22 protein-coding genes are annotated in these 22,650 nt (G+C 45.6%); 20 read left to right on the top strand and 2 right to left on the bottom strand.

The window, feature by feature from the left end:
* The first annotated feature begins 9 nt into the window (after positions 1-9).
* From NSQ38_RS24920 to NSQ38_RS24900, 5 genes are all read left to right on the top strand, one after another.
* Positions 10-240 carry a KH domain-containing protein gene (locus tag NSQ38_RS24920; protein ID WP_024630185.1) on the top strand — a complete coding sequence of 77 codons (231 nt, stop codon included), beginning with the start codon at positions 10-12 and terminating at the stop codon, positions 238-240.
* A gap of 301 nt (positions 241-541) precedes the next feature.
* Positions 542-1,054, top strand: a complete 513-nt coding sequence (gene rimM / locus NSQ38_RS24915) for a ribosome maturation factor RimM (RefSeq protein ID WP_091031941.1) — start codon at positions 542-544, stop codon at positions 1,052-1,054.
* A 1-nt stretch (position 1,055) separates the two neighbouring features.
* Positions 1,056-1,823, top strand: coding sequence for a tRNA (guanosine(37)-N1)-methyltransferase TrmD (gene trmD, locus NSQ38_RS24910; RefSeq protein WP_289391992.1), 768 nt, complete (start codon positions 1,056-1,058; stop codon positions 1,821-1,823).
* A gap of 189 nt (positions 1,824-2,012) precedes the next feature.
* Positions 2,013-2,387: a VOC family protein gene (locus NSQ38_RS24905; RefSeq protein WP_289391993.1), complete on the top strand. Its 375-nt coding sequence runs from the start codon at positions 2,013-2,015 to the stop codon at positions 2,385-2,387.
* A gap of 156 nt (positions 2,388-2,543) precedes the next feature.
* Positions 2,544-3,791 (top strand): hypothetical protein, encoded by a 1,248-nt coding sequence (locus tag NSQ38_RS24900; protein ID WP_339790693.1) that lies wholly within the window; start codon positions 2,544-2,546, stop codon positions 3,789-3,791.
* 3 nt (positions 3,792-3,794) lie between these two features.
* On the opposite strand, the gene NSQ38_RS24895 is transcribed toward NSQ38_RS24900, so the two are convergent.
* Positions 3,795-4,760 carry a polysaccharide deacetylase family protein gene (locus tag NSQ38_RS24895; protein WP_339784587.1) on the bottom strand — a complete coding sequence of 322 codons (966 nt, stop codon included), beginning with the start codon at positions 4,758-4,760 and terminating at the stop codon, positions 3,795-3,797.
* A gap of 348 nt (positions 4,761-5,108) precedes the next feature.
* On the opposite strand from NSQ38_RS24895, the gene rplS reads away from it, so the two are divergent.
* The 10 genes from rplS (at position 5,109) to NSQ38_RS24845 (ending at position 13,835) form a co-directional block, all read left to right on the top strand.
* The gene (rplS, locus tag NSQ38_RS24890) at positions 5,109-5,450 is read left to right on the top strand and encodes a 50S ribosomal protein L19 (protein WP_024630190.1); all 342 of its coding nucleotides are present in this window, start codon (positions 5,109-5,111) and stop codon (positions 5,448-5,450) included.
* A gap of 357 nt (positions 5,451-5,807) precedes the next feature.
* Positions 5,808-6,428: a signal peptidase I gene (gene lepB, locus NSQ38_RS24885; RefSeq protein WP_017689211.1), complete on the top strand. Its 621-nt coding sequence runs from the start codon at positions 5,808-5,810 to the stop codon at positions 6,426-6,428.
* Between the two features lie 30 nt (positions 6,429-6,458).
* The gene (gene ylqF, locus NSQ38_RS24880; RefSeq protein ID WP_062833774.1) at positions 6,459-7,322 is read left to right on the top strand and encodes a ribosome biogenesis GTPase YlqF; all 864 of its coding nucleotides are present in this window, start codon (positions 6,459-6,461) and stop codon (positions 7,320-7,322) included.
* A 456-nt stretch (positions 7,323-7,778) separates the two neighbouring features.
* The gene (locus NSQ38_RS24875; RefSeq protein ID WP_339784584.1) at positions 7,779-8,480 is read left to right on the top strand and encodes a ribonuclease HII; all 702 of its coding nucleotides are present in this window, start codon (positions 7,779-7,781) and stop codon (positions 8,478-8,480) included.
* 30 nt (positions 8,481-8,510) lie between these two features.
* On the top strand, positions 8,511-10,562 hold the full coding sequence (locus tag NSQ38_RS24870) for a DNA ligase (RefSeq protein WP_339784582.1): 2,052 nt from the start codon (positions 8,511-8,513) through the stop codon (positions 10,560-10,562).
* The gene (locus NSQ38_RS24865; protein WP_289392000.1) at positions 10,559-10,870 is read left to right on the top strand and encodes an EscU/YscU/HrcU family type III secretion system export apparatus switch protein; all 312 of its coding nucleotides are present in this window, start codon (positions 10,559-10,561) and stop codon (positions 10,868-10,870) included. Before NSQ38_RS24870 ends, NSQ38_RS24865 begins: the two co-directional genes overlap by 4 nt.
* The gene (locus NSQ38_RS24860) at positions 10,864-11,262 is read left to right on the top strand and encodes a YraN family protein (protein WP_339784580.1); all 399 of its coding nucleotides are present in this window, start codon (positions 10,864-10,866) and stop codon (positions 11,260-11,262) included. The genes NSQ38_RS24865 and NSQ38_RS24860 overlap by 7 nt, the downstream gene beginning before the upstream one ends.
* Positions 11,263-11,583: 321 nt before the next feature.
* A complete protein-coding gene (locus NSQ38_RS24855; RefSeq protein WP_139331839.1) occupies positions 11,584-11,745 on the top strand; it encodes a paeninodin family lasso peptide in 162 nt (53 codons plus the stop codon).
* A 129-nt stretch (positions 11,746-11,874) separates the two neighbouring features.
* Positions 11,875-13,002, top strand: a complete 1,128-nt coding sequence (locus NSQ38_RS24850; protein WP_339784577.1) for a carboxypeptidase-like regulatory domain-containing protein — start codon at positions 11,875-11,877, stop codon at positions 13,000-13,002.
* Positions 13,003-13,283: 281 nt separating this feature from the next.
* On the top strand, positions 13,284-13,835 hold the full coding sequence (locus NSQ38_RS24845; RefSeq protein WP_074094554.1) for a nitroreductase: 552 nt from the start codon (positions 13,284-13,286) through the stop codon (positions 13,833-13,835).
* Positions 13,836-14,092: 257 nt separating this feature from the next.
* Here the strand turns inward: NSQ38_RS24845 and NSQ38_RS24840 are convergent, their stop codons facing one another.
* Complete coding sequence (locus NSQ38_RS24840; protein ID WP_339784574.1) at positions 14,093-15,703, bottom strand: YifB family Mg chelatase-like AAA ATPase; 1,611 nt, start codon at positions 15,701-15,703, stop codon at positions 14,093-14,095.
* A 478-nt stretch (positions 15,704-16,181) separates the two neighbouring features.
* Between NSQ38_RS24840 and NSQ38_RS24835 the strand changes: the two genes are divergently transcribed.
* The 5 genes from NSQ38_RS24835 (at position 16,182) to topA (ending at position 22,625) form a co-directional block, all read left to right on the top strand.
* The gene (locus tag NSQ38_RS24835) at positions 16,182-16,637 is read left to right on the top strand and encodes a MarR family transcriptional regulator (RefSeq protein WP_339784572.1); all 456 of its coding nucleotides are present in this window, start codon (positions 16,182-16,184) and stop codon (positions 16,635-16,637) included.
* A 243-nt stretch (positions 16,638-16,880) separates the two neighbouring features.
* Positions 16,881-18,041 carry an ADP-forming succinate--CoA ligase subunit beta gene (gene sucC / locus NSQ38_RS24830; protein ID WP_036609384.1) on the top strand — a complete coding sequence of 387 codons (1,161 nt, stop codon included), beginning with the start codon at positions 16,881-16,883 and terminating at the stop codon, positions 18,039-18,041.
* A gap of 63 nt (positions 18,042-18,104) precedes the next feature.
* Positions 18,105-19,034, top strand: coding sequence for a succinate--CoA ligase subunit alpha (gene sucD, locus NSQ38_RS24825; protein ID WP_036609382.1), 930 nt, complete (start codon positions 18,105-18,107; stop codon positions 19,032-19,034).
* Between the two features lie 244 nt (positions 19,035-19,278).
* Entirely contained in the window at positions 19,279-20,409 is a 1,131-nt protein-coding gene (gene dprA / locus NSQ38_RS24820; RefSeq protein WP_339784569.1) for a DNA-processing protein DprA, read from the top strand.
* A 116-nt stretch (positions 20,410-20,525) separates the two neighbouring features.
* Positions 20,526-22,625, top strand: a complete 2,100-nt coding sequence (gene topA, locus NSQ38_RS24815) for a type I DNA topoisomerase (RefSeq protein WP_124114065.1) — start codon at positions 20,526-20,528, stop codon at positions 22,623-22,625.
* Positions 22,626-22,650: the final 25 nt, after the last annotated feature.

The raw sequence follows: 22,650 nt of genomic DNA, 5'->3' as shown, positions 1-22,650 counted from the left end.
GGGTCATCTATGGAAGAATTAGTAAGCATAATTGCTAAGGCTTTAGTCGATCATCCGGAAGATGTGGCGGTTCGGACGGTTGAGAAAGACCGGCTTGTCGTTTATGAGTTAACCGTTCATCCTGACGATGTCGGGAAAGTAATTGGTAAACAGGGACGAATCGCGAAATCACTTCGTACGGTCGTCACATCAGCAGCAGTTAAGATGGATAAACGGGTTACCGTTGATATCATATCTTAAAGATATACGAAAGGGGGTTAGGATGCATGTCCTAGCCCCTTTTCGTGCATGCTGAACTTAATATGTTGGATTAGATATTGAATTAAAATATTTTTGGGTATGAGTGACTTCGGAGCAGTGCAGGGGACGGGATCGATTCTGGAGAAGCGTTAGCGTTCGCCTTTATCACCTCATTTTCACCTTTTAAAGTAAGTTCAAAAAATGAGGGGGTAACAGCGATCGAAAGAACGAACCGTCGCCGGAACGACCGTACGAGAGTCGAAGTAGCTGTTTATTTTGATTTAATTTCGTAGGAGGATTTATGGCAGAGTTTATGAATGTAGGTAAAATCGTTAATACGCATGGAATTCGCGGTGAGGTGAGAATCATGCCTTTAACCGATTTCCCGGAAGTGCGTTTCGCGAAAAACGCAGAGTTGTTTTTCTTTACACCAGATAATCATCCAGTCATGGTTAACGTGGAATCTTCACGTTTGCATAAAAATATGTATATTCTTCGTCTGAAAGAGTACGGCAACATTAATGAAGTAGAAAAGTTTAAAGGCGGCATGGCCAAAGTGTTAAAAGAGAACCTGGCTGAGCTGGACGAAGGTGAATACTACTTCCATCAAATCGTTGGGTGTTCAGTCATCACCGAAGAGGGTGAAACGCTTGGAACCATCTCTGAAATTTTGACGCCGGGTGCCAATGATGTGTGGGTTGTCAAAACGCCAGCTGGTAAAGAAGTGCTGATTCCCGTTATTGATGATGTAGTACTTGATGTGGACATCGAACAGAAGCAAGTGAAGATTCACCTGATGGAAGGGCTGCTATAACATGAAAGTGGATGTATTAACGCTATTCCCGGAGATGTTTGACGGTGTGTTCGGAGCAAGCATTCTGGGCAAAGCTCAAACGAAGGGACTCGTTTCCCTTGGTGCAACCAACTTCCGAAATTATGCGACCAATAAACATAATACAGTAGATGATGCCCCTTATGGCGGAGGCGGAGGTATGGTGCTGAAACCAGATCCGATCTTTGCTGCTGTAGAAGATGTTCTGGAGCAACGCGGAGAAGCCTCGGCAACGATGAAAGCTCCACGTATCATTCTAATGTGTCCGCAAGGTGAGACGTTTACACAGAAAAAAGCAGAAGAACTTGTGCAGGAAGATCATCTGATTTTTATATGTGGACATTATGAAGGTTACGATGAGCGTATTCGCGAATTTCTCGTGACGGATGAACTATCCATTGGTGATTACGTACTCACGGGTGGGGAGTTGCCTGCTATGGTTGCCATTGATAGTATCGTACGTCTTATCCCTGGTGTGCTTGGTAATGAGACAAGTGCTGTGACGGATTCATTCAGTACTGGACTCCTCGAATATCCACACTACACACGTCCACCCGAGTTTAGGGGCATGAAAGTACCGGATATGCTGTTGTCGGGACATCACCTTAACATTGAGGCATGGCGCAGAGAACAGTCGTTGCTTCGTACGCTGGAGCGCAGACCGGAGATGTTGGAAACGGCCGATTTGACGGATAAAGAGCGAGTTTGGCTGAAAAAGATGCGCTCAAACCGTGAAAATAGCACAGAGTAAGTATTTGTATCGTATAAACACGTAAATATTATTTTCCAGAGTTCGAAAGGGCCAACCTTGATACTAAAGGTTGGCTTTTTTTTGTGTACATTGAAAAGAAAACTGGATTTTCATTAGTTTATTTTATAAAATACAAGTATAATTAAATGAAACTGAGTTTCATTTAATGAAACAATAGGCGGTGTATGAATGACTTACAATATTATTGGTCTTGATCATATTCAGCTCGCAGCACCAGAAGGTTGTGAAGCGGAGGCACGTCATTTTTTCAATAACGTGTTAGGCTGGACGGAGATTCCCAAACCTGAAATTCTGAGAAAACGGGGTGGTGTATGGTTCGAGTGTGGCAGACACCAAGTGCATATTGGGGTACAAAAAGATTTTATTCCCGCCACAAAAGCTCATCCGGCATTTCATGTACAACATTTGGATCAGTTACGTGATCATCTCATTCATAACCAAATTCATATTGTCGATGACGAAGCAAGAGCAGATGAAGGTGTACGACGATTCTATATAAATGATCCTTTTGGCAATCGTCTTGAGTTTTTAGAGTGGGTTTAAATCATTCCTTTAAATTGGTTATTGTTGACCGAGGTACTTTTTTGCAGCTTTGAACATTTTTGCATGAGCACATAATAGGGTTGTAAAAATCAGGGGTTTTCTTTATGTTGAACTCAGCTGTAATGGAATGTTAACGATACGCTGAGGAGGAAGATGATGAGCAATCAGCCTTATGAAATCGCCAGAGCAGATATTAGCGAAGCTGGAGAACGCTGCAAAATGCTTTTGGGAGATCTGAATGGGGATGGCAGACTTGAAATGTTGCTGGTACAGGCAGATGGGGGTATAGACGATCGGTATGTCCCGCATCAGGTATGTTGTTTGACTGCGTTTGATCTGGAAGGAACATTACTATGGCAGGTCGGAACTCCTGATCCTGATGCAGGTGGTCCGGGTTCAGACTATCCCGCTCAGATCGCAGATTGGGATGGAGATGGAAATAATGAAGTATTGTGTGTCATGGACAAACAATTTCTCGTGTTGGATGGCCGGACCGGAGAGATCAAAGAAACACGTGATCTGCCAGGTGATGAAGCACATGACTGCATTATTCTCGCCAACCTGACGGGCAACCAACAGAAAATGGACATTATACTGAAAGACCGCTATAAGACGTTATGGGCACTTGACCATGATTTTAATTTGTTGTGGAAGCATGAGGGAAACCCAGGACATTTTCCATGGGTATATGATATCGATGGAGATGGGAAAGATGAAGTGATGGCGGGATATGACATGCTGGATCATGATGGGACGTTATTATGGTCTTGTCATAATCTCGATGATCATGCTGACTGTATATGGTTTGGAGACGTTGACGGTGATGGGGAAGTCGAGGTTGTTATCGGTGGCAGTGTGACGGTCATGATGGACCGCTATGGTAATGAGAAGTGGCGTTATGAAGATTCGATTGAATCACAACATATTGCACTGGGCCATTTTTGTTCTGGAATGAAAGGTTTACAGATTGCAGGTCTGGACCGGATTGTCCGAGGGGATGAGAATGGTAAGGATGGAATGTTCATGCTGGATAGTACAGGCCAAGAAATTTGGAAAGAAAATCGCAAGACTCGTGGCTGGTTAACCATTATAGAGCCTGTATGTAACTGGGATGAGGGTGGACTCGATTATATTTTGGCGTATCGCCGAGGTGGAGATGTATTGCCTTCTTTGGTAGATGGAGACATGAAAACGGTTACTGAATTCCCGAAAGAGGGATATGCGGTGCATGCAGACCTGGTTCAGACGGGGAAAGAACAGATCATCATCTATGACGCAGAGGAAGCAGTGATTTATTCCAGCTCCCCGATGACATTATCACTTACCGATGCAAAAAGAGCCAAGCCACAGCCCAAAAGGCTGTATAGCTCGACTCTGTATCCGGGCGGTGAAGTTAAAGTGTAGATTTTACTGGTCATTCTCCGATGCAGATGATTCGTTCTGCGGACTGGATTCGGGTTGAAGCAAGGTCGCCAAATCAGTACCTGTGGTGACCGTCAAGCGAGGCAGCTTCATGGGATGATCTCCTGGATGCACAAATCCAGACTTTACGGTAAAGGCCATGCGATATCCATGTTGTTGTAACTTGTAGATCATCTGTGTACTGGTATAACCAAAAGGATATGCCAGATAAGGTGTGTCTATTCCGGTTTGCTTCATACGCTGGATATCATCATCCAGAAGACTGGTGTCCAGACCGACAGGCACACTGTTACCACAGCGCATAAATCCCTTGTGATGCAGGTTATAGGTATGGCTGTTGAATTCAAATACGTCGGTTGCCACCTGCATCTCTGGCTTGGAGATGAAACTGTTAATGGCGGGCTCAAATTCCGAAGGTTGCTCCTGAATTTTACTGCCTATGACAAACAGCGAGGCATGAAAATTATATTGCTGAAGCACAGGGTAAGCTAATGTATAATTGTTCTGGTATCCGTCATCAAAGGTAATTACAATGGACTTCTGTGGTAAGGATAACTTTCCATTAACATATTGTTCAAGCTGATCCAGTGTAATTGTTCGGTAGCCTTCATCATGCAGGTATTTCATATTTTGCTCAAAATCCTCCAGATTAATGATGGATTTATTATCTGTCTCATGATTATTCAATTTGGGCTCTATGTAATGATACATCAGCACAGGAACTTCTGTAGCAGTACCTTGTTCAATCTTGAAGTTAGAACGATCCAGCGCAGATTGGTTAGAGAAGTCAGTGTGTGACAGCTCGAATGCTTTACGTTTGACTATGTCCCAGGATGTGCAGGCTTTGTGTGACAGTGCATTCGTTGGATGAGTTACGGCATATGCATACAGTGTAATGGAGCATATGAGCATGGCGAGTAGGGCAAGTGTGATCTTTTTCCAATATTTCATGAGTCTTGGGGTTCTCCTTTTAAAGTGGTCATTAAGTTATATCATAGACGATATTTCTACACGGGAAGTTACAGTATTTTTTCCTGTATCAGCTTGACTTGCAGTTGAGAGCGTTGATTCACGGTCCAATGAGAGAATGTATTTTAGAATGAAGTCAACATGTGATGGATGAGTTTCAGAGCGGCAGATTGAACAATAGGCATTTGTTTAATTTCTCTTGTGTTTTGATATGCTGCGTGATACAATAAGTCTGTTATGTGGAATACGGCGGTCCTCTATGGATAATGAAGGAGACAAGGTGATCTCTGGAAGAAGTATGAACGCCTGTACGGAAGGAGGGAGTCATAGATGAATATCGTTCAAGCGATTACACAAGAACAACTTCGTAAGGATATTCCGAGTTTTCGTCCTGGTGACACTTTGAAAGTGCACGTTAAGGTAATCGAGGGAACTCGTGAGCGTATCCAATTGTTCGAAGGTGTTGTGATTAAACGCCGTGGTGGTGGAATCAGTGAGACTTTTACAGTTCGTAAAATTTCTTACGGTGTAGGTGTGGAAAGAGCTTTCCCGCTTCATTCCCCAAAAATCGATAGAATCGAAGTGGCTCGCCGTGGTAAAGTGCGTCGTGCGAAGCTTTATTATCTTCGTGAACTACGCGGTAAAGCAGCGAGAATTAAAGAAATTCGTTAATATAACGGATACCGGGAAGGGCTTGGAGACAAGCCCTTTTCGTTTTTGTCCGGGAAAAGTTGAACCGGAGGTACACTTCCGAGTAAAATGGTATGGCAACACATGCGGGGAATAGTCCGGGAGGCTTGTGAAATCAGTTATTGAAGTGCGTGTTCAAAAGACCGGTTTTAGTACCGACTTTTTGAACAACCTCTTGAAGGCATTTGAATTGTGGATTAAATGTACTGTAATGCTTGGTGAAAGATTACATAACTGATGTGAATGTTTTGTATCCATCCATGGAGTTATTGGAACGATACAGAATGCTGGATGTGTGTACTGCTATAAACATGTACTGTGAAGAGAGGAAGATCTTGAATGGAACAAGAAGTTCAACATGACCGGGGCAATCCTGCCGAAGAGAAAAACAGTCGATCCAAAAAAGCCAAAAATGAAATTGTTGAATGGCTTAAAGCCATTGTTATCGCATTAGTTCTCGTCATTCTGATTCGGTGGTTGCTCTTCAAACCGTTTGTTGTGGACGGTCCTTCCATGCAGCCGAATTTTGAAACGGGTGAACGTGTGATCGTCAACGAGATCTTATATGATATCAGAGAACCGAAGCGTGGTGAAGTTATCGTCTTCCACGTACCATCCGAAGGTCGAGATTTCATTAAACGTGTTATTGCTGTAGAAGGTGATACAGTTGAGGTTCAGGACGATACCGTGATGGTTAACGGCAAAAAGGTTGATGAAACGTATATTCAAGGAGCCATTGATGCAGCTGAAGCAAATGGTGGAACCTATAACGTGAAGGATTTCCCGAATGAGCAGTTCCCTGATGGCAAAGTGCCGGCAGGTCACGTGTTTGTAATGGGAGATAACCGTCCAAATAGTACAGACAGCCGTATGATCGGTTATGTTTCGTTAAAAGATATTATTGGTCGTGCAGATGTGATTTTCTGGCCGATCGGTGAGATTAAGTGGATCAACCACTGAAACTGAAGTAAATAATGAGGTGAAGACAAGGTGACGATACAATGGTTTCCAGGTCATATGACTCGAGCCAGACGCCAGATTCAGGATAAGTTAAAGCTCATCGACGTGGTCATCGAACTATTGGATGCCCGTCTGCCTGTCTCCAGCCGTAATCCGATGATTGACGAAATATTGCTGGATAAACCCCGGATGATTTTGTTGAACAAATCGGATTTGGCAGATGCCAAAGTGACGCAAGAATGGATTGAATATTTCAAAAAAGAAGGAATTACCGCTTTTCCTGTAGATGCTTCGACGGGAACCAATGTTAAAGATATTCCCGTGCAGGCCAAGCTTCTTCTTAAAGAAAAAATTGACCGTCAAATTGCTAAAGGGATTAATCCTCGTGCGGTTCGCGGATTGATCGTAGGGATTCCCAATGTAGGTAAATCAACACTGATTAACCGACTGGCTGGACGGAGTATTGCGTTAACAGGAGATCGTCCTGGTGTGACGAAGGGGCAACAGTGGATCAAGGTAGGCAAAGAAATGGAGTTATTGGATACTCCGGGTATTCTGTGGCCTAAGTTCGAAGATCAAAATGTAGGTTATCGTCTTGCCGTAACAGGTGCAATCAAAGAGGAAATTCTGAATGCAGAGGATATTGCCTTTTTTGGAATCAGTTACCTGATGCGTTATTACTGGGACGCTTTGGAAGAGAGATACGGACTTCAGGAGTTCTCCAAGGATGCAGATGATTCAGACAGTGTTATTGCGATTATGGAACAAGTCGGCCGTGTCCGTGGATGTGTTGTAAGCGGTGGACGCATTGATCTGGAAAAGGCATCACGAGCATTTCTGCGTGAACTGCGCGCGGGTAAAATGGGACGTTTTTCTATGGAAGCTCCCTATTAAAAAAATGGACTCTACACGATGAAGATCTTTATCTGTTCATTTCATATATACAAGTGCCGAAAGAAGCGGCCGTTACGGGATTACCCGGAGCGGTCGTTTTTGGTGTATACAAACGCGGAAGTAGCGCTGGAACATATGTCGAAACGATAAAATGGAAGAGGATTGAAGAACAGTACGCTTTATGGAATTGGCTGGCCTATATATCAGGTGCGTCTAAATCGTGCTATGATGAATGGTGGTGCAATTTAGATTAGTCGAGGTCTGATATATTCAATTTAAACCATCAAATACCGATAAATGAAGACATCACTATCTTTATATTGTAAATCTCAAGGAAAAGTTTTGCTGAGAGTGACAGGTTGTACAGAACAAAAGACAGAGGATCTACGTCTATATTATAAAAAAGTTGTAAGTGATACGCATGCTGAAAAAGCGTGGGTAGAGGAGATGAGCGTTATGGTTGAAAATAATGAAGTGATCGGGTTGAATCTACTGGATACCCCGGTTGGACCGAAGAAGAAAAAAGAAGCCAGTGAACCTCGAGACCTGCTGATCTACGAGCGGGAGTATTGGGACAGTGGATTTGAACGTATTGCTGGTATTGATGAGGTAGGACGGGGATGCTTGTTTGGGGATGTTGTCGCAGCGGCGGTTATTTTACCGAAGGATCTCATTCTGGAAGGTGTGAATGACTCCAAGAAATTGACGGAGAAAAAACGTGATGCACTATATGACGTCATTATGGAAAAGGCGCTGGCGGTAGGTATCGGGTACGCGGATGCAGAGACAATTGATCGGCTTAATATCAAGCAGGCGGCGAGACTCGCGATGAAACGAGCTGTTGAAGCATTGGGAGAAACGCCTGATTATATGCTGGTGGATGCCGAGAAGGTGGATCTGAATGTACCTCAACTGTCCATTATTAAAGGTGACGCCAATAGTCAATCGATCGCAGCGGCATCGATTATTGCCAAGGTAACGCGAGATCGACTATGTAAGGAAGAATGGGATACGTTATATCCGGAATATGGTTTGTCGATACATAAAGGATATGCAACAAAAGTTCATCGGGAGCAAATTATGGCATTGGGGGCAACCCCGATGCATCGACGCAGTTTTCTCGGCAACCTGCTTGGAGAGCAGCAATCTTTGTTTTAACACAGGTTTGAAGGAAGGAGGGGGAGAGATTTGAATATCGGTTCCATGATAAAGGGGTTAATGGGAGATAGTAAGCCCGGCAATGCCAAACCGCTTGAATTAAAGGAAGGTCAGGTGGTTCGTGGCTCCGTCGTTAGTGTATCCGATGATGGAGGAGAAGCAGTTCTGCAGATTCAAGGTGTGCAGGTACGCGCCAAGTTGGAGACTCCACTCCGTCCGGGTGAGACCACGTTGCTTCAAGTGCAGCCTCCAGGTGAAAATGGCATAACGGTAATGAAACCTATGGCTGGAACACTTGCTGAGCTGCCACAAGCTTCGCTGAACAACCTGCTTAAGGATGTAGGACTGCCGGATACAAAAGGGAACCGGGAACTGTTACTTGCCATGCAGCGTAGCGGTTTGCCGCTCACGAAGGATAATGTGGCTATGGTCCAGAATATGATGACTGCCAAACCTGCACAGGTCCCTGTGGAAGAATGGGTGCAGGCGACAGGGATTGCTTTTCAACGTGGGCTTCCGGTTACGGCGGAAACAGTAAAAGGATTACACCAGACGGTGTTTGGCCCCCCTCTGCATCAGTTGTTAAGCGGGTTGGCTGATCAGTTGGAAACGATGCTGACACAAACAACAGGTAAACCGGTATTGCCTGGAGAACAATCTGCTACGTTGAAACCAGCAGTCATGGCTGGTGCACCTGTAGTACCAAATGCATCACAGACGGAAGAAGGATTGGCTGCATCAGGCAATGGTCGTCAGGTGACTGGAACCGGAACACCTGCTTTGTCAACGCAACAAGGACAAGGGGCGTTGGCAGGAGCTATATCCATGACAGATGGCGGGGCAGAGGATGCAGGTACTGCGGTGAAAGGAAACCAGCAGACCGGCGCAGGAAATGCTGAAGCCGGGGCAAAGGCAGTTGCAAGCAACGTTGAAACGGCTGGCAAAGGGGCTGCGGGTATTCCGTCTGGAAGCGGAATACCTGGCGAGAGCCCGCGCGGGACTGATGCGGGCCAAGCTGGGAGCCGCCCGGGTACACCAGGGGCGGCAGCTGAATCTGTGCCTGGCCGTGTAAGTGCAGGCCAGCCAGAAGCAGGCGCGGCCGGTCGGACTGACGGCCGCGCTGAAACGCCTGCTGCTGCGGGGACTCCGTCCGCAGCAGGCCAGGCGGCGCCAGCAGCGCCTACGGCAGCGCAGCTGGCGCCCAAGCTGCTGGCGCTGCTGGACGCCCTGCGCAGCGCGTCCACTGCCGCACCGGCACAGCCTGGTGCGGCAGCACAGGCCGCCCCTGCATCGCAGGGCGGCCAGGCGGCTGCGGCTGCCGTAGGCGTGCCGCAGCCGTTGCCAGCCGGCGCTGATGCGCCGCCGGCTGGCGGTAGTGCCGCAGCACCTGCGGGAGCTGCGGCAGTGCACGCGCCTGTCACCCACGAGGGGGACCCGTGGGTGGGGCGCGTGCTGAAGCTGCTCGGTGCGGAGCACGAGCAGCAGGCCGTTCACGGCGCGGCTGTGCAGCCGCGCGTGGGGGATGCGGCGAGTCCGGCAAATGCGGACACGCTGAAGGGCTTGCTGCTGCAGCTTGCCAGCAGCGAAGGTGCACCGGCGGCGCTTAAGGATGCCGCCGGACAGGCCGTGCAATATCTGACAGGTCAGCAGTTATTGCTGACGACAGATCGCAGTGCTACCTTTGCACAGATGCACTGGTTTATTCCGATCACTGGACCGGAGGGGGAAGAAACGGCGTCTGTTCAGATTCAGTCACGTCGTGGACCACGTGGAGAGCTGGATGCGTCCAACTGCCGTCTATGGTTTGATCTGGACATGAAAAGTCTTGGGCCAACTCTGGTAGATGTACATGTGGTTAATAACATTGTCAGTCTGCGTGTATTAAATGATCGGGAAGGGATGGGGCCGCTTCTGGAGAGCGGACGAGAGGTAATCCATCAGGCATTGGACAAGTTGGGCTATCAACTGCTGACCTTCAAGGCGGAACCGTGGCCTGCGGGCCAGGAGCCGGGCGCGGAACGAAAAACGAGGGCCTCGGACTATAGTCCTGAACGATACAAAGGGGTGGACTTGAAGGTATGAAAGACGAGTCGTCACAACCGGACCTGCTCTCCAAAAAGGCGGTTGCCCTAAAATATGTTCCTGGAGAGAGCGAAGCACCTGTTGTTGTAGCCAAGGGGCGCGGCAAAGTGGCAGAAGCCATTTTGGATAAAGCCAGAGAAAACGGTGTGGCTGTTCAGGAGGATGCAGCACTTGTGGAGGTGCTCTCCAAGTTGGATCTGGATGAACAGATTCCGGCAGAACTGTATCAATTGGTTGCAGAGGTTCTAACCTACGTCTACCGTGCAGATCGACTGGCTTCAGGACGTGAGGAAGACGAGTCATGGTAGAACATAGATCAGGCAAGGAGCCGGGACTGAAGCTTACACGACAGCAGAAGGGTCGATTAGGTGAAGAGGCTGCCTGTCAATGGCTGCGAGAGCACAATTATCGGATCATTAGACAGAACTGGCGTTGCCGTAGTGGTGAGATTGACATCATTGCTTCCTACGAGGGCCTGATTGTCTTTGTAGAAGTAAGGAGCAGAAGTGGAGCCACTCAGTACGGTACACCTCAGGAATCGGTGGATATGCGTAAAATGCAGCAGGTGCGCTCAACCGCATCCGTGTATTTGCAAATGAAGGGAGAGACGGAACTTCAGATCCGCTTTGATGTTATTGCCGTAATGCTTGATCAAGCAGGAGAGACTGTCTCTGTGAATCATATTGTTAATGCTTTTTAAGAATTACACTAAAAAGTTATTGCTGTATTTATTGATACGAAATGTATCTTTTTAATGTGGGTCGGTCAGTTATTTCGAAGTACAAGTTTAATTATGTCTTATCTTTTCATTTGTTTTAGTTTTGAAATTAGTTAATATAATAAAGTCGTAGTTCCTCTTCATACAGGAGCTGCGGCTTTTTTTGTTTTAACTATGAAGTCACCAAACAGAGGATAGAGCATTGATAATAAAATCAGTGTATTTCATAAATTTATAGATACAAAATGTATCATTTGTAATAAACTAAGAAAGTTGAAATTTAAAGAGAGGTTGGTGGGATGTATGAAAGAGCTTCAGAATACTTCGAACAACACAGTAAAACAAGTATGGGAGTGCCCTCGGATGGAAGTGCTGGATATCAGCGAGACCATGAACGGTGGACAGGGGATTTGGCAATATGTTTGGGACGGAGAATTCTGGAAGCTTGAACTTATGGTAAGTTAATTTAAGAGGTTAAAGAGGAATGTTTGATCAATAAAATAAATGGTGAGGTGTAGTGAGAAGATGCAGACAAGTATCAAATGGATAATTCGACTAAGTACACTATCTTTATGTTTCATTTTGTTTGGAATCATGTATTCCGGAGTTTCTTATGCAGCCGATCCATCTAGCCAGGCAACTGTATCAGGTAAAGTTATTGATCGTCAGGGATTACCTGTCAAGGACGCTACTGTCAAGTATTGGCTTAATTATCGTGGGGATACGTCAGAGAAAAGCGTGAAGACGGATGGGAATGGGCGGTATAGTATTATAGAGTCCGTTGAAGACAATACGGACATTACTTTTGTAGTTGAAGCAGAGGGTTATGTGACGTACAGACACTATGGCTCCTACGGATTGTCCGGTGGAGAACAAATACAGCTAGATTTTCGTATTTATGAACCTTCCACAATTGTGGGAACAGTCAAAGATCAGGCAGGCAGACCTGTTCCAGATGCTCGTATAAAAGTAACAAGTGTCTTTGATCGTATAGTGAAAACTGATCAGCATGGTCGATATGCGGTTACAGGAATTGATTACGCTTATAATCCGAACATTGCAATATGGGTAGATGCCGATGATTATATGTTATATGAACAGGATCGCTTGGGTGTCCGGGAGGGAGGAACCTTGAGAATGGATGTTGTTTTGGCAGAGGCGGCACACGTGCGGGGAAAAGTTGTAGATGAATCGGGCAATCCAGTAAATGGGGCTAAAGTTAATGCTGGAGGTTCGGCAACAACAGATGCTCAAGGCAACTATTTAATAAAGCGCGTACCAACAGGGGCTAGAACGATAACGGGAGAAGCAGCAGGGTATTTAAAAACGAGCCTGAGCGTTACTCTTGTAAAAGGAGATCATAATACGTTTAATATCGTACTTAAGAAAGATGCAGATATTACACCTCCAGTAACCAAGTACAGATTAGTTCCTATTACAGATACTGTGAACGGGAAAATATACATCAAAGGATTTACATTCAGACTTCAGGCAACAGATGAAGTCAAAGGTTCGGGCGTAAAAACAACGCAATATCGAATCAATGGGGCAGAATGGAAAAACTATGAAGGACCCGTCAAGTTTTATGCCCCTGATGTCAAGGTGGTAGAGTACTATAGTACAGATGTTGCAGGTAACCAGGAGAAGTACAACAAAATGGATTTTGTTAATGGCACATTTGAAGGGAATGGCACGTTTGAAGGGGCGAGTTACGACGATTGATTACTCGTTGATATGATATGTGAATAAATAACATGAGAATAAAAGACGGTTCTGACTTTATGATCCCTCGTGGTGAATCAAGATTCAGAGTCGTCTTTTCTGTTGTAATGACCCTAACGGTACTGACCGTTGCCTCCCCTTTGAATCTCGTGATCAGATGGGTGTATAATCAAGAAGGTAAACTGGTATTTTATTATGTCATAAAGAAATTATATTGAATGTACAAGGCCGCGAATCACTATTGCGGTTGCAAATGATTTTATAAACAGGAGGTACTGCCGATGAGTAAAGCTACGAAAACAACAAATGAAGTCAGAAATGCGATTCAAAACCGTCGTACGGTGAAAAAGTTTAAAAAAGAAGCTGTTCCTACACAGCAAATCATAGAATTGCTGGACACTGCAGTCTGGGCTCCTAACCATAAACTGCGTGAACCTTGGAGATTTTTGTTGTTTACCGGGAATGGACGGAAGAAACTGGCTGAGGCTATTGACGCAGAAATGGGAGAAGACAACAAATTCTCAGCCAATATTATGCAAGTTCCATCCGTCATGCTTGTCGTGCTGGAAGAAGATCCAAGACAGAATATCTGGGACGAAGACTTCGCTGCGGTCAGTGCATTGGTTCAGAACTTTATGCTTGCAGCCTGGAGTGAAGACATTGGAACGTTCTGGGTGACCAAGCCATTTTTGTACGCTCCCAAATTCCGCAAACCGCTGGGAATAGAGGCGGGAGAGAAGATTGTAGGTATGATTTATATGGGATATCCTGATGTTATTCCTTCTGCCAAAGAACGCACACCAGCCAAGGACAAACTCACTCTTTTTGAATAATAAATTATTGTAGTCCTTAGCTATATAAGATCCCCTTACGTTTACAGGGAAATCTACGTACAAGTACCTTTCTTCACAGAAGAGAAGGGCTTGTACGTTTTTTGTCATGTTGGCGTATCCGCATTGTAGAATCTGCATAAGAAATCCTTCTCGATCTTTCTCTGCTGTCTACATCTGCTGTCTACAGTTTCATGCCCATTTCACTGCCTTTGGGTAAATAGGCCTGTTCTTTCCTCCATACGCTTCTTAAAATAGCTTCAAAATAAATTAAGATCCAACTGACGATACTGGATGGCTTCAGCCACATGAGCTGTCACAATTTCACCTTCATGGTCCAGATCGGCAATGGTCTGTGCCATTTTGATAATTCGATCATGTGCACGCATGCTCAGGTTTAACGTTTGCAGCGTTTGCTCTAACAGTTGCTCTGCCTCTTGGGGGAGATGGATCGTTCGTCGCAAAAGCGTGCCCGAAAGCTGGCTATTCCAACGAACCGAACTTTTGGCATAACGTGTAGCCTGAATTTGATGAGCGTGGATCACTTTTGCCTGCATTTCTTCAGAGGAAGGGGAAGCAGCAGACTTGCGCCACTCGCCTGGTGGAGGAACCTCAACCTGAAGATCAATGCGGTCCAGCAGTGGTCCTGAAATTTTGGCTCGGTACGCGGCAACACGGGCTGGACTACATATGCAGCGTTGCTCCTCCGAATGAGCGGACAAATATCCGCAGGGACAGGGATTCATGGAACATGCAAGCATGAATTGGGCCGGAAAGGTGAATGCTGCCCGCGCCCGGCTAATTGTCACTGTGCGATCCTCTAACGGCTGCCTTAATACCTCCAGCACTTGGCGCTGGAACTCAGGTAATTCATCCAGAAACAATATACCTCGGTGGGCAAGGCTCACTTCACCCGGTTTCGGAATACCACCGCCTCCAATTAGACCAGAGGTGGATATTGTATGGTGAGGCGAGCGAAAAGGTCTATCTGCAATCAGGCCTTGAGGCGCTTCTTTCAACTTGCCTGCGGCACTTAATACTTTGGTTACTTCTAACGCTTCATCTTCTGACAAAGGTGGAAGGATGGTAGGCAAACGTTTGATTAACATCGTTTTGCCCGTGCCTGGCGGTCCAACGAGCAGTATATTATGCATGCCGGCTGCAGCAATCATAAGCGCGCGTTTTACATGGTGCTGCCCCAGAACATCACTATAGTCATCTGCCAGTAATGAAGACTGTCTCGTCTTTTTATCCATTATCTTCTGTGGCCTATCTGTTATAGGAGCAGCGAGGTGAGCATAATTTTTCAACACGACTGGTCCTGCATTTGAATTATTTAGTATTCCCACTGAACTAGCAGGTTGATCTGGGTTTTTCGGAGCAATATCCTGTAAATGACGTATGCCAAACACCTGGATACCTCGAATCAGTGACGCTTCCTCCACGTTATCCAAAGGCAGGAGCACGGACGTAAAGCCTTGTCGTTTGGCCAGATCCACCATGGATAAAATGCCGGGCACGGACCTGATCGAACCATCCAATGCCAGTTCGCCAACCACTAATGTCCGTTCCTCGGGAGGAAGTACAAGCTGGCCGCTTGTCATGAGTAAACCAATAGCAATAGCTAGGTCAAAGGAAGATCCTTCTTTGCGCAGATCAGCGGGGGCCAGATTGATTGTGATCCGCTGTAACGGATACTGATATCCGCAGTTTTTGATCGCTGCACGAACACGTTCAACGGCCTCTCGAATGGCTGAGTCTGGTAACCCGATGATGGACGTCTGTGGCAGACCATTGGATAGATCGGTTTCCACCTCGATCAGAACGCCATCGATTCCGTACAAACACGCACTGTGTAATTTTCCGTACATGACAAAGAAACACCTCACTCGATTCTTGACTCCGCATAATACGGGCCAGTCTACGAATTAAGGTGCTTCCTCAGCTTCTACTAAGCATTTTATATAAAAGGAATCATGGAGTCAACCTGTCATTATCATTGCTGTAGTCATCTTTCCTGATCCCTGAATTTTATTTCTGGAAGGAAATCATTAAATAGCTTTGGCGAAAATGGTTACGTATAAATTTTCATTATGATTATTAAATTTGACCCGAGAAAGCGTGAATCTGTTCGCGGGACTTATCTATTATTGTTGTTAAATCATGGGGATGTACTGCTGATTATCTATCTGTAATTATGTTTTACACAATCTAATTTATCATAATTAAATTGAATAGTAAAATCATTTGTGCTCAATTATTCTGTTTTTTTGCTAATTTGTGATAAGATAGATTTATAGTTCCTTTTTATAAGGAATAGAATGCACAATAGGCAGGTGAGAAAGATATATGCAGACGGACAGTTTGAAGCTGGATAACCAATTATGCTTTGCCATATATGCTTGTTCACGTGAAATTACGAAGATGTACCAGCCTTATCTTGAGGTGCTCGGCGTAACGTATTCACAGTATCTGGTTCTGATGGTATTGTGGGAACGTGAAGAATGTACGGTTAAGGAGATCGGGGAGGCACTTTATCTCGATTCGGGAACGTTGACACCACTTCTCAAACGGTTGCAGTCAGCAGGACTTATTAATCGCGAACGCTCTGCTCAGGATGAACGAAAAGTATTAATTACATTAACCGAATCCGGCCGTGAGCTGCGGAACAAGGCATTGTCCATACCTGAATCCATTCAGGGAGATGCGTGTCTGAACAGTACAGAGTTTGAAGCTTTACTGGGTCAGTTCAAAGGGTTGCTGGAGAAAGTTCACCAAACCAACACTAACGCAGCCAAAAAATAAAATGTAGTTTTACATCAAGGAAACCTTAGCTTTTAGCTGAGGTTTTTTCCATATATACCCAAGCATTCACAATATGGGATCATACTCATATCAAAATACTGTCTATTAACCATTAATTTTTTAAGGAAAGCGTTTTAAAAACGTGTTACAATGAATTGGGTTTAAGTGAAAATAGTCAACATTTGTCTTTTGTTAGTCTACCAACCCGCCTTGTTGCAGTCATGTTGATAGGAGGATTCGAGAATGAATATCCATGAATATCAAGGAAAAGAAGTACTGAAACAGTATGGAGTTACCGTTCCAAACGGAAAGGTTGCTTATACAGTCGATGAAGCGGTTGCGGCCGCAGAGGCACTGGGCAGTCCGGTGACTGTTGTTAAAGCGCAAATTCACGCAGGTGGCCGGGGTAAAGCCGGTGGCGTAAAAGTGGCGAAGAGTACGGATGAAGTTCGTGCCTATGCTTCCGAAATTCTGGGCAAAGTATTGGTAACACACCAGACTGGACCAGAAGGCAAAGAAGTGAAACGTCTTCTGATTGAAGAAGGATGCGATATCCGCAAAGAGTATTATGTGGGTGTTGTTGTGGACCGTGCCACAGGCCGTGTAGTTATGATGGCTTCCGAAGAAGGCGGTACTGAGATTGAAGAAGTAGCTGAAGCTACACCTGAGAAAATTTTCAAAGAAATTATTGACCCTGCCATTGGATTGCAAGTGTTCCAGGCCCGTAAACTGGCTTACAGCATTAAGATTCCTAATGAACTGGTGAACAAAGCTGTTAAGTTCATGCTTGCGCTGTACACTGCATTTGTCGAAAAAGATTGCTCTATTGCCGAGATCAATCCTCTCGTTGTTACCGGAGATGGAAACGTTATCGCGCTAGATGCGAAATTGAACTTTGACTCCAACGCCCTGTTCCGTCACAAAGACATTTTGGAACTGCGTGACCTGGATGAAGAGGATGAAAAAGAAATCGAAGCTTCCAAATACGACCTCAGCTACATAGCACTTGATGGCAACATCGGCTGTATGGTCAATGGTGCGGGACTTGCGATGGCAACGATGGACATTATCAAATACTACGGTGGAGACCCGGCCAACTTCCTTGACGTTGGGGGCGGTGCAACAACAGAGAAGGTGACTGAAGCATTTAAGATCATCTTGTCCGATGCCAAAGTAGCTGGGATCTTTGTTAACATTTTCGGTGGCATCATGCGCTGTGATGTTATCGCCAATGGTGTTGTTGAAGCCGCGAAGCAGCTTGGCCTGACCAAACCGCTGGTTGTTCGTCTTGAAGGAACTAACGTGGAGCTTGGCAAACGTATTCTGGGTGAATCTGGCCTGAATATCGTTCCTGCTGATTCCATGGCCGATGGTGCACAGAAAATTGTTGCCCTCGTAAAATAAGTTCATTCCTTAGTACCGGAGCTGTCCGGGAATTGAAAAATAACCGTAAGGATGTGAAGCAACGTGAGTATTTTGATCGATAAAAATACAAAAGTCATTACGCAAGGCATTACGGGTTCAACGGGAATGTTCCACACGAAGGGCGCATTGGACTACGGAACCCAGATGGTAGGCGGAGTTACACCGGGTAAAGGCGGAACTAATGTGGATATCACGTTGGAAGATGGTACAGTAGCTAGTCTGCCGGTATTCAACACTGTGCAGGAAGCGAAGGAAGCTACAGGCGCAACAGCGAGCGTCATTTACGTTCCTCCTGCATTTGCAGCAGATTCCATTATGGAAGCTGTTGATGCTGAGCTGGACCTCGTAATCTGTATTACAGAAGGTATTCCGGTTCTTGACATGATCAAGGTTGACCGCTTCATGGAAGGTAAAAATACCGTCCTGATCGGACCAAACTGTCCAGGTGTCATTACACCAGGCGAATGTAAAATCGGTATCATGCCTGGTTATATCCATATGGCAGGGCACGTAGGCGTTGTTTCCCGTAGTGGAACACTTACCTATGAAGCCGTTCATCAACTGACGACACGTGGCATTGGACAATCTTCTGCTGTAGGAATTGGGGGAGACCCTGTAAAAGGCTCCGAGTTCATTGATATCCTCAAACGGTTCAATGAAGATCCACAGACTCATGCGGTCATCATGATTGGTGAGATTGGTGGTACAGCTGAAGAGGATGCTGCAGATTGGGTACGTGAAAACATGACCAAACCGGTTGTTGGCTTTATCGGTGGCGTAACAGCGCCTCCAGGCAAACGGATGGGCCATGCTGGCGCTATTATCTCTGGCGGCAAAGGTACAGCCAAAGAGAAAATTGCGAAGCTGGAATCATGTGGAATCAAAGTAGCACCAACTCCTGCTGAGATGGGTTCGACTTTGGTGAGTGTACTTGAGGAACGCGGTATTTTGAATTTGTGCACGACACATTAATTCTTTTTCGTTATAATAGAAGAAACGGCTCGGAAATGATCTATTTCTGGTAGACCGACTATTATGGTTACGGAAAAGGTAAGCAACCTTTTGTCCTTGAACAGGGCGAAGGGTTGCTTTTTTGCGTTTTTTTACGGGAAAAGGGTGAGGAATTGTCTCTCATCTGCGTAAACGCTTGCATTCCGTGGTCACTTAACACACAATATGAGGGAAGATACTCTTCCCGCTCTGGGAGGTTTATGGTATGGAAGAACGATGGATCTTGTTTGGGTTGCATGAGATGGAGGGTATTGGCAAGAAAACAATCTCGAAACTGATTCTGGGACAACATGAATTACCCGATCTATTGAATTATGGGGAAAGCGACTGGGTCGCAGCAGGATTGCGCAAAGATCAGGCTGCACGTTTGACTAGCCAATTTACTATCGACTGGATTGAGAGTAAAAGAGAACACGTTTACAATCAGGGGATAGAGGTTATTACTTATCTGGATCAGAATTATCCCATATTAATGAAGGAAACCGTTCAGCCTCCCTGGGTAATGTATGCTCGAGGGGATGTTGGTTTGCTACACAATTCGTCTATTGCCATGGTGGGAACTCGTATGCCAACCGTGTATGGGCGTAAAGTTGGAGAAAAGCTGGCAGAGCAATTATGCAATGCAGGTCTGACGATTGTAAGCGGGCTTGCCCGCGGTATTGATAGCGTGTGTCATGAGGCAGTACTACGTGCTAAAGGAAAAACGATTGCAGTATTCGGAACCGGGATTGATAATATATACCCACCCGAAAATACAAGCCTCGCCGAGCGAATTGCGGAGACGGGTCTGCTTTTGTCGGAATATCCTCCAGGTACGAGAGCGCGCCAGGGATTATTTCCGGAACGGAATCGAATCATTGCCGGTCTGACACTGGGAACATTGGTTGTTGAGGCTGACATTCGCAGTGGTTCACTCATTACAGCAGATGCTGCGCTTGAAGCAGGCAGGGATGTGTTTGCAGTCCCTGGACCTATTACATCGCCGAAAAGTCGGGGAGCACACAATCTTATCCGTCAAGGGGCCAAATTGGTCACTTGTGCAGCAGATGTATTGGAAGAGTATCGATTGGGCTTGCCAAATGCAGAACAACTTCCTTACAATAGAGGACGTTCGACCGAAACAACCGAGCCTTCCGGGCGAGGGATATTCGCTGAGGTTAAGCTCTCTCCAGATGAACAACGCGTGATTTATCTGTTGGAACAGGGAGAACAATCATTGGATCAACTGGTTGAGCTGCTTGGTTGGGATTTTGGACATTTGCATTCAGTTCTGTTATCTTTAATCATAAAAAAGCAGATTAGCCAATTACCAGGCACTAAATACGCGAGGGTATGACGAAGCTACAACCTACGTAGTGCGTGGAAATATATAATTAGCAGAAGTTATTAACTATGCATAAGCTTACAGAAACAGTTTCATGACAGTTTCATGACTGAGAGGAGGATGAACCTATGGCGGATGCACTCGTAATCGTGGAGTCACCCTCAAAGGCGAAGACGATAGGCAAATATTTAGGCAGCAAGTTCATCGTAAAAGCTTCGATGGGGCATGTTCGCGATTTGCCAAAGAGTCAGATCGGCGTTGAGGTAGAGAATGATTTTAATCCGAAATATATTACGATCCGCGGCAAAGGTTCAATTTTGAAAGAACTGAAGGATGCACGGAAGAAAGTGAAAAAAGTGTATCTCGCAGCTGACCCGGATCGCGAAGGTGAGGCTATTGCATGGCATTTGGCCCATGCCCTTGAACTGGACGATACGGCAGATTGCCGGGTTGTATTTAATGAAATTACAAAACAGGCGGTCAAAGATGCGTTCAAAACGCCGCGGAAAATCAATATGGATTTGGTTAACGCGCAGCAGGCAAGACGTATTCTGGATCGGCTCGTTGGATATAAAATTAGTCCGTTATTATGGAAGAAAGTGAAAAAAGGTTTGTCTGCAGGCCGGGTTCAGTCCGTGGCTGTTAAAATCATTTTAGATCGTGAAAATGAAATTGATGATTTTGAGCCGGAAGAATACTGGAGCATTACCGCCAAACTGACAGCAGACGGCAATCCGTTTGAAGCCAAGTTTCATAAACTGAACGGGGCCAAAACAGAGCTGGGCAGTGAAGCGGAAGTGCAAGCGATCCTGAAACAGATCGAAGGTGCAGACTTTACGATCAAGGAAGTTAAAGAGAAAGAACGGAGCCGTAACCCTTCCGCCCCGTTTACGACGAGTTCTTTGCAACAGGAAGCGGCGCGTAAATTGAATTTCAGAGCTTCCAAGACGATGTCGGTCGCCCAACAACTATATGAAGGTGTAGACCTTGGAAAAGAAGGCACAGTAGGTCTCATCACGTATATGCGTACGGACTCCACACGAATTGCGGCATCTGCACAAGAAGAAGCCAAAGAATATATCGTTGGTAAGTATGGTGAGCCATTTGCACCTGAGACTCCACGAAACTATTCCAAAAAAGCAGCTAATGCTCAGGATGCGCATGAAGCGATTCGTCCAACTTCAATTCTGCGTGATCCTGACTCAATCAAGTCATTCATGAGTCGCGATCAGTTCCGGTTGTATAAACTGGTATGGGAACGTTTTGTAGCGAGCCAGATGTCTTCGGCTATCCTGGATACACTCTCTGTAGATATTGCTGCGGGGGACACCATTTTCCGTGCAGCAGGTTCGAAGGTACGGTTCCAAGGTTTCATGAAGGTATATGTTGAAGGAAACGACGATGGTACCACCGATGAAGATCGTCTGCTGCCTCCGCTGAAAAGTGGAGATGTACTTGAGAAGCAGGAGATTGAGCCAAAACAGCATTTTACACAACCGCCACCACGATATACGGAGGCAAGGTTGGTTAAGACGCTTGAGGAATTGGGTATAGGGCGTCCGAGTACATATGCGCCAACACTGGAGACCATTCAGAAGCGCGGATATGTTGCAATTGAGGAAAAGAAATTCATGCCGACCGAGCTGGGTGAACTGGTCATCGAACAGATGGAAGAGTTTTTCCCGGAAATCCTGAATGTAGAGTTCACCGCAAACATGGAAGGTGATCTTGACCATGTGGAGGAAGGTTCCGAGGATTGGGTCAAAGTACTTGCAGAATTCTATGAATCTTTTGAGAAACGCCTTGAGTTTGCGGAAGAAGAAATGAAAGAAATCGAGATTGAAGACGAAGTATCGGATGAGATCTGTGAGAAGTGCGGCAAACCGCTGGTTTATAAACTCGGACGTTTTGGCAAGTTTCTTGCGTGCTCTGGCTTCCCTGATTGCCGGAATACCAAACCGATTATCAAGGATATCGGCGTGACTTGTCCGAAATGTAAGGAAGGTCATGTAGTTGAGCGTCGTAGCAAAAAAGGACGTATTTTCTACGGTTGTGACAAATATCCTGAATGTGATTTTGTCTCATGGGACAGACCTTCAGCCAAACCATGTCCAAGTTGCGGATCGCTAATGATTGAAAAGCGGAACAAAAAGGGAGCACGATTGCAGTGTACTTCATGTGATCATCAGGAGCCGGTGGATGAACCGGATGACGAATCAGCAGATTAGTATAAATGTGAATCAATTCAATTAT

It is taken from the genome of Paenibacillus sp. FSL R7-0313, assembly GCF_037969885.1.
Lineage (GTDB): Bacteria > Bacillota > Bacilli > Paenibacillales > Paenibacillaceae > Paenibacillus.
Note: the sequence above shows the minus strand (reverse complement) of the source record. Positions and strands in the feature narration are given on the sequence as shown.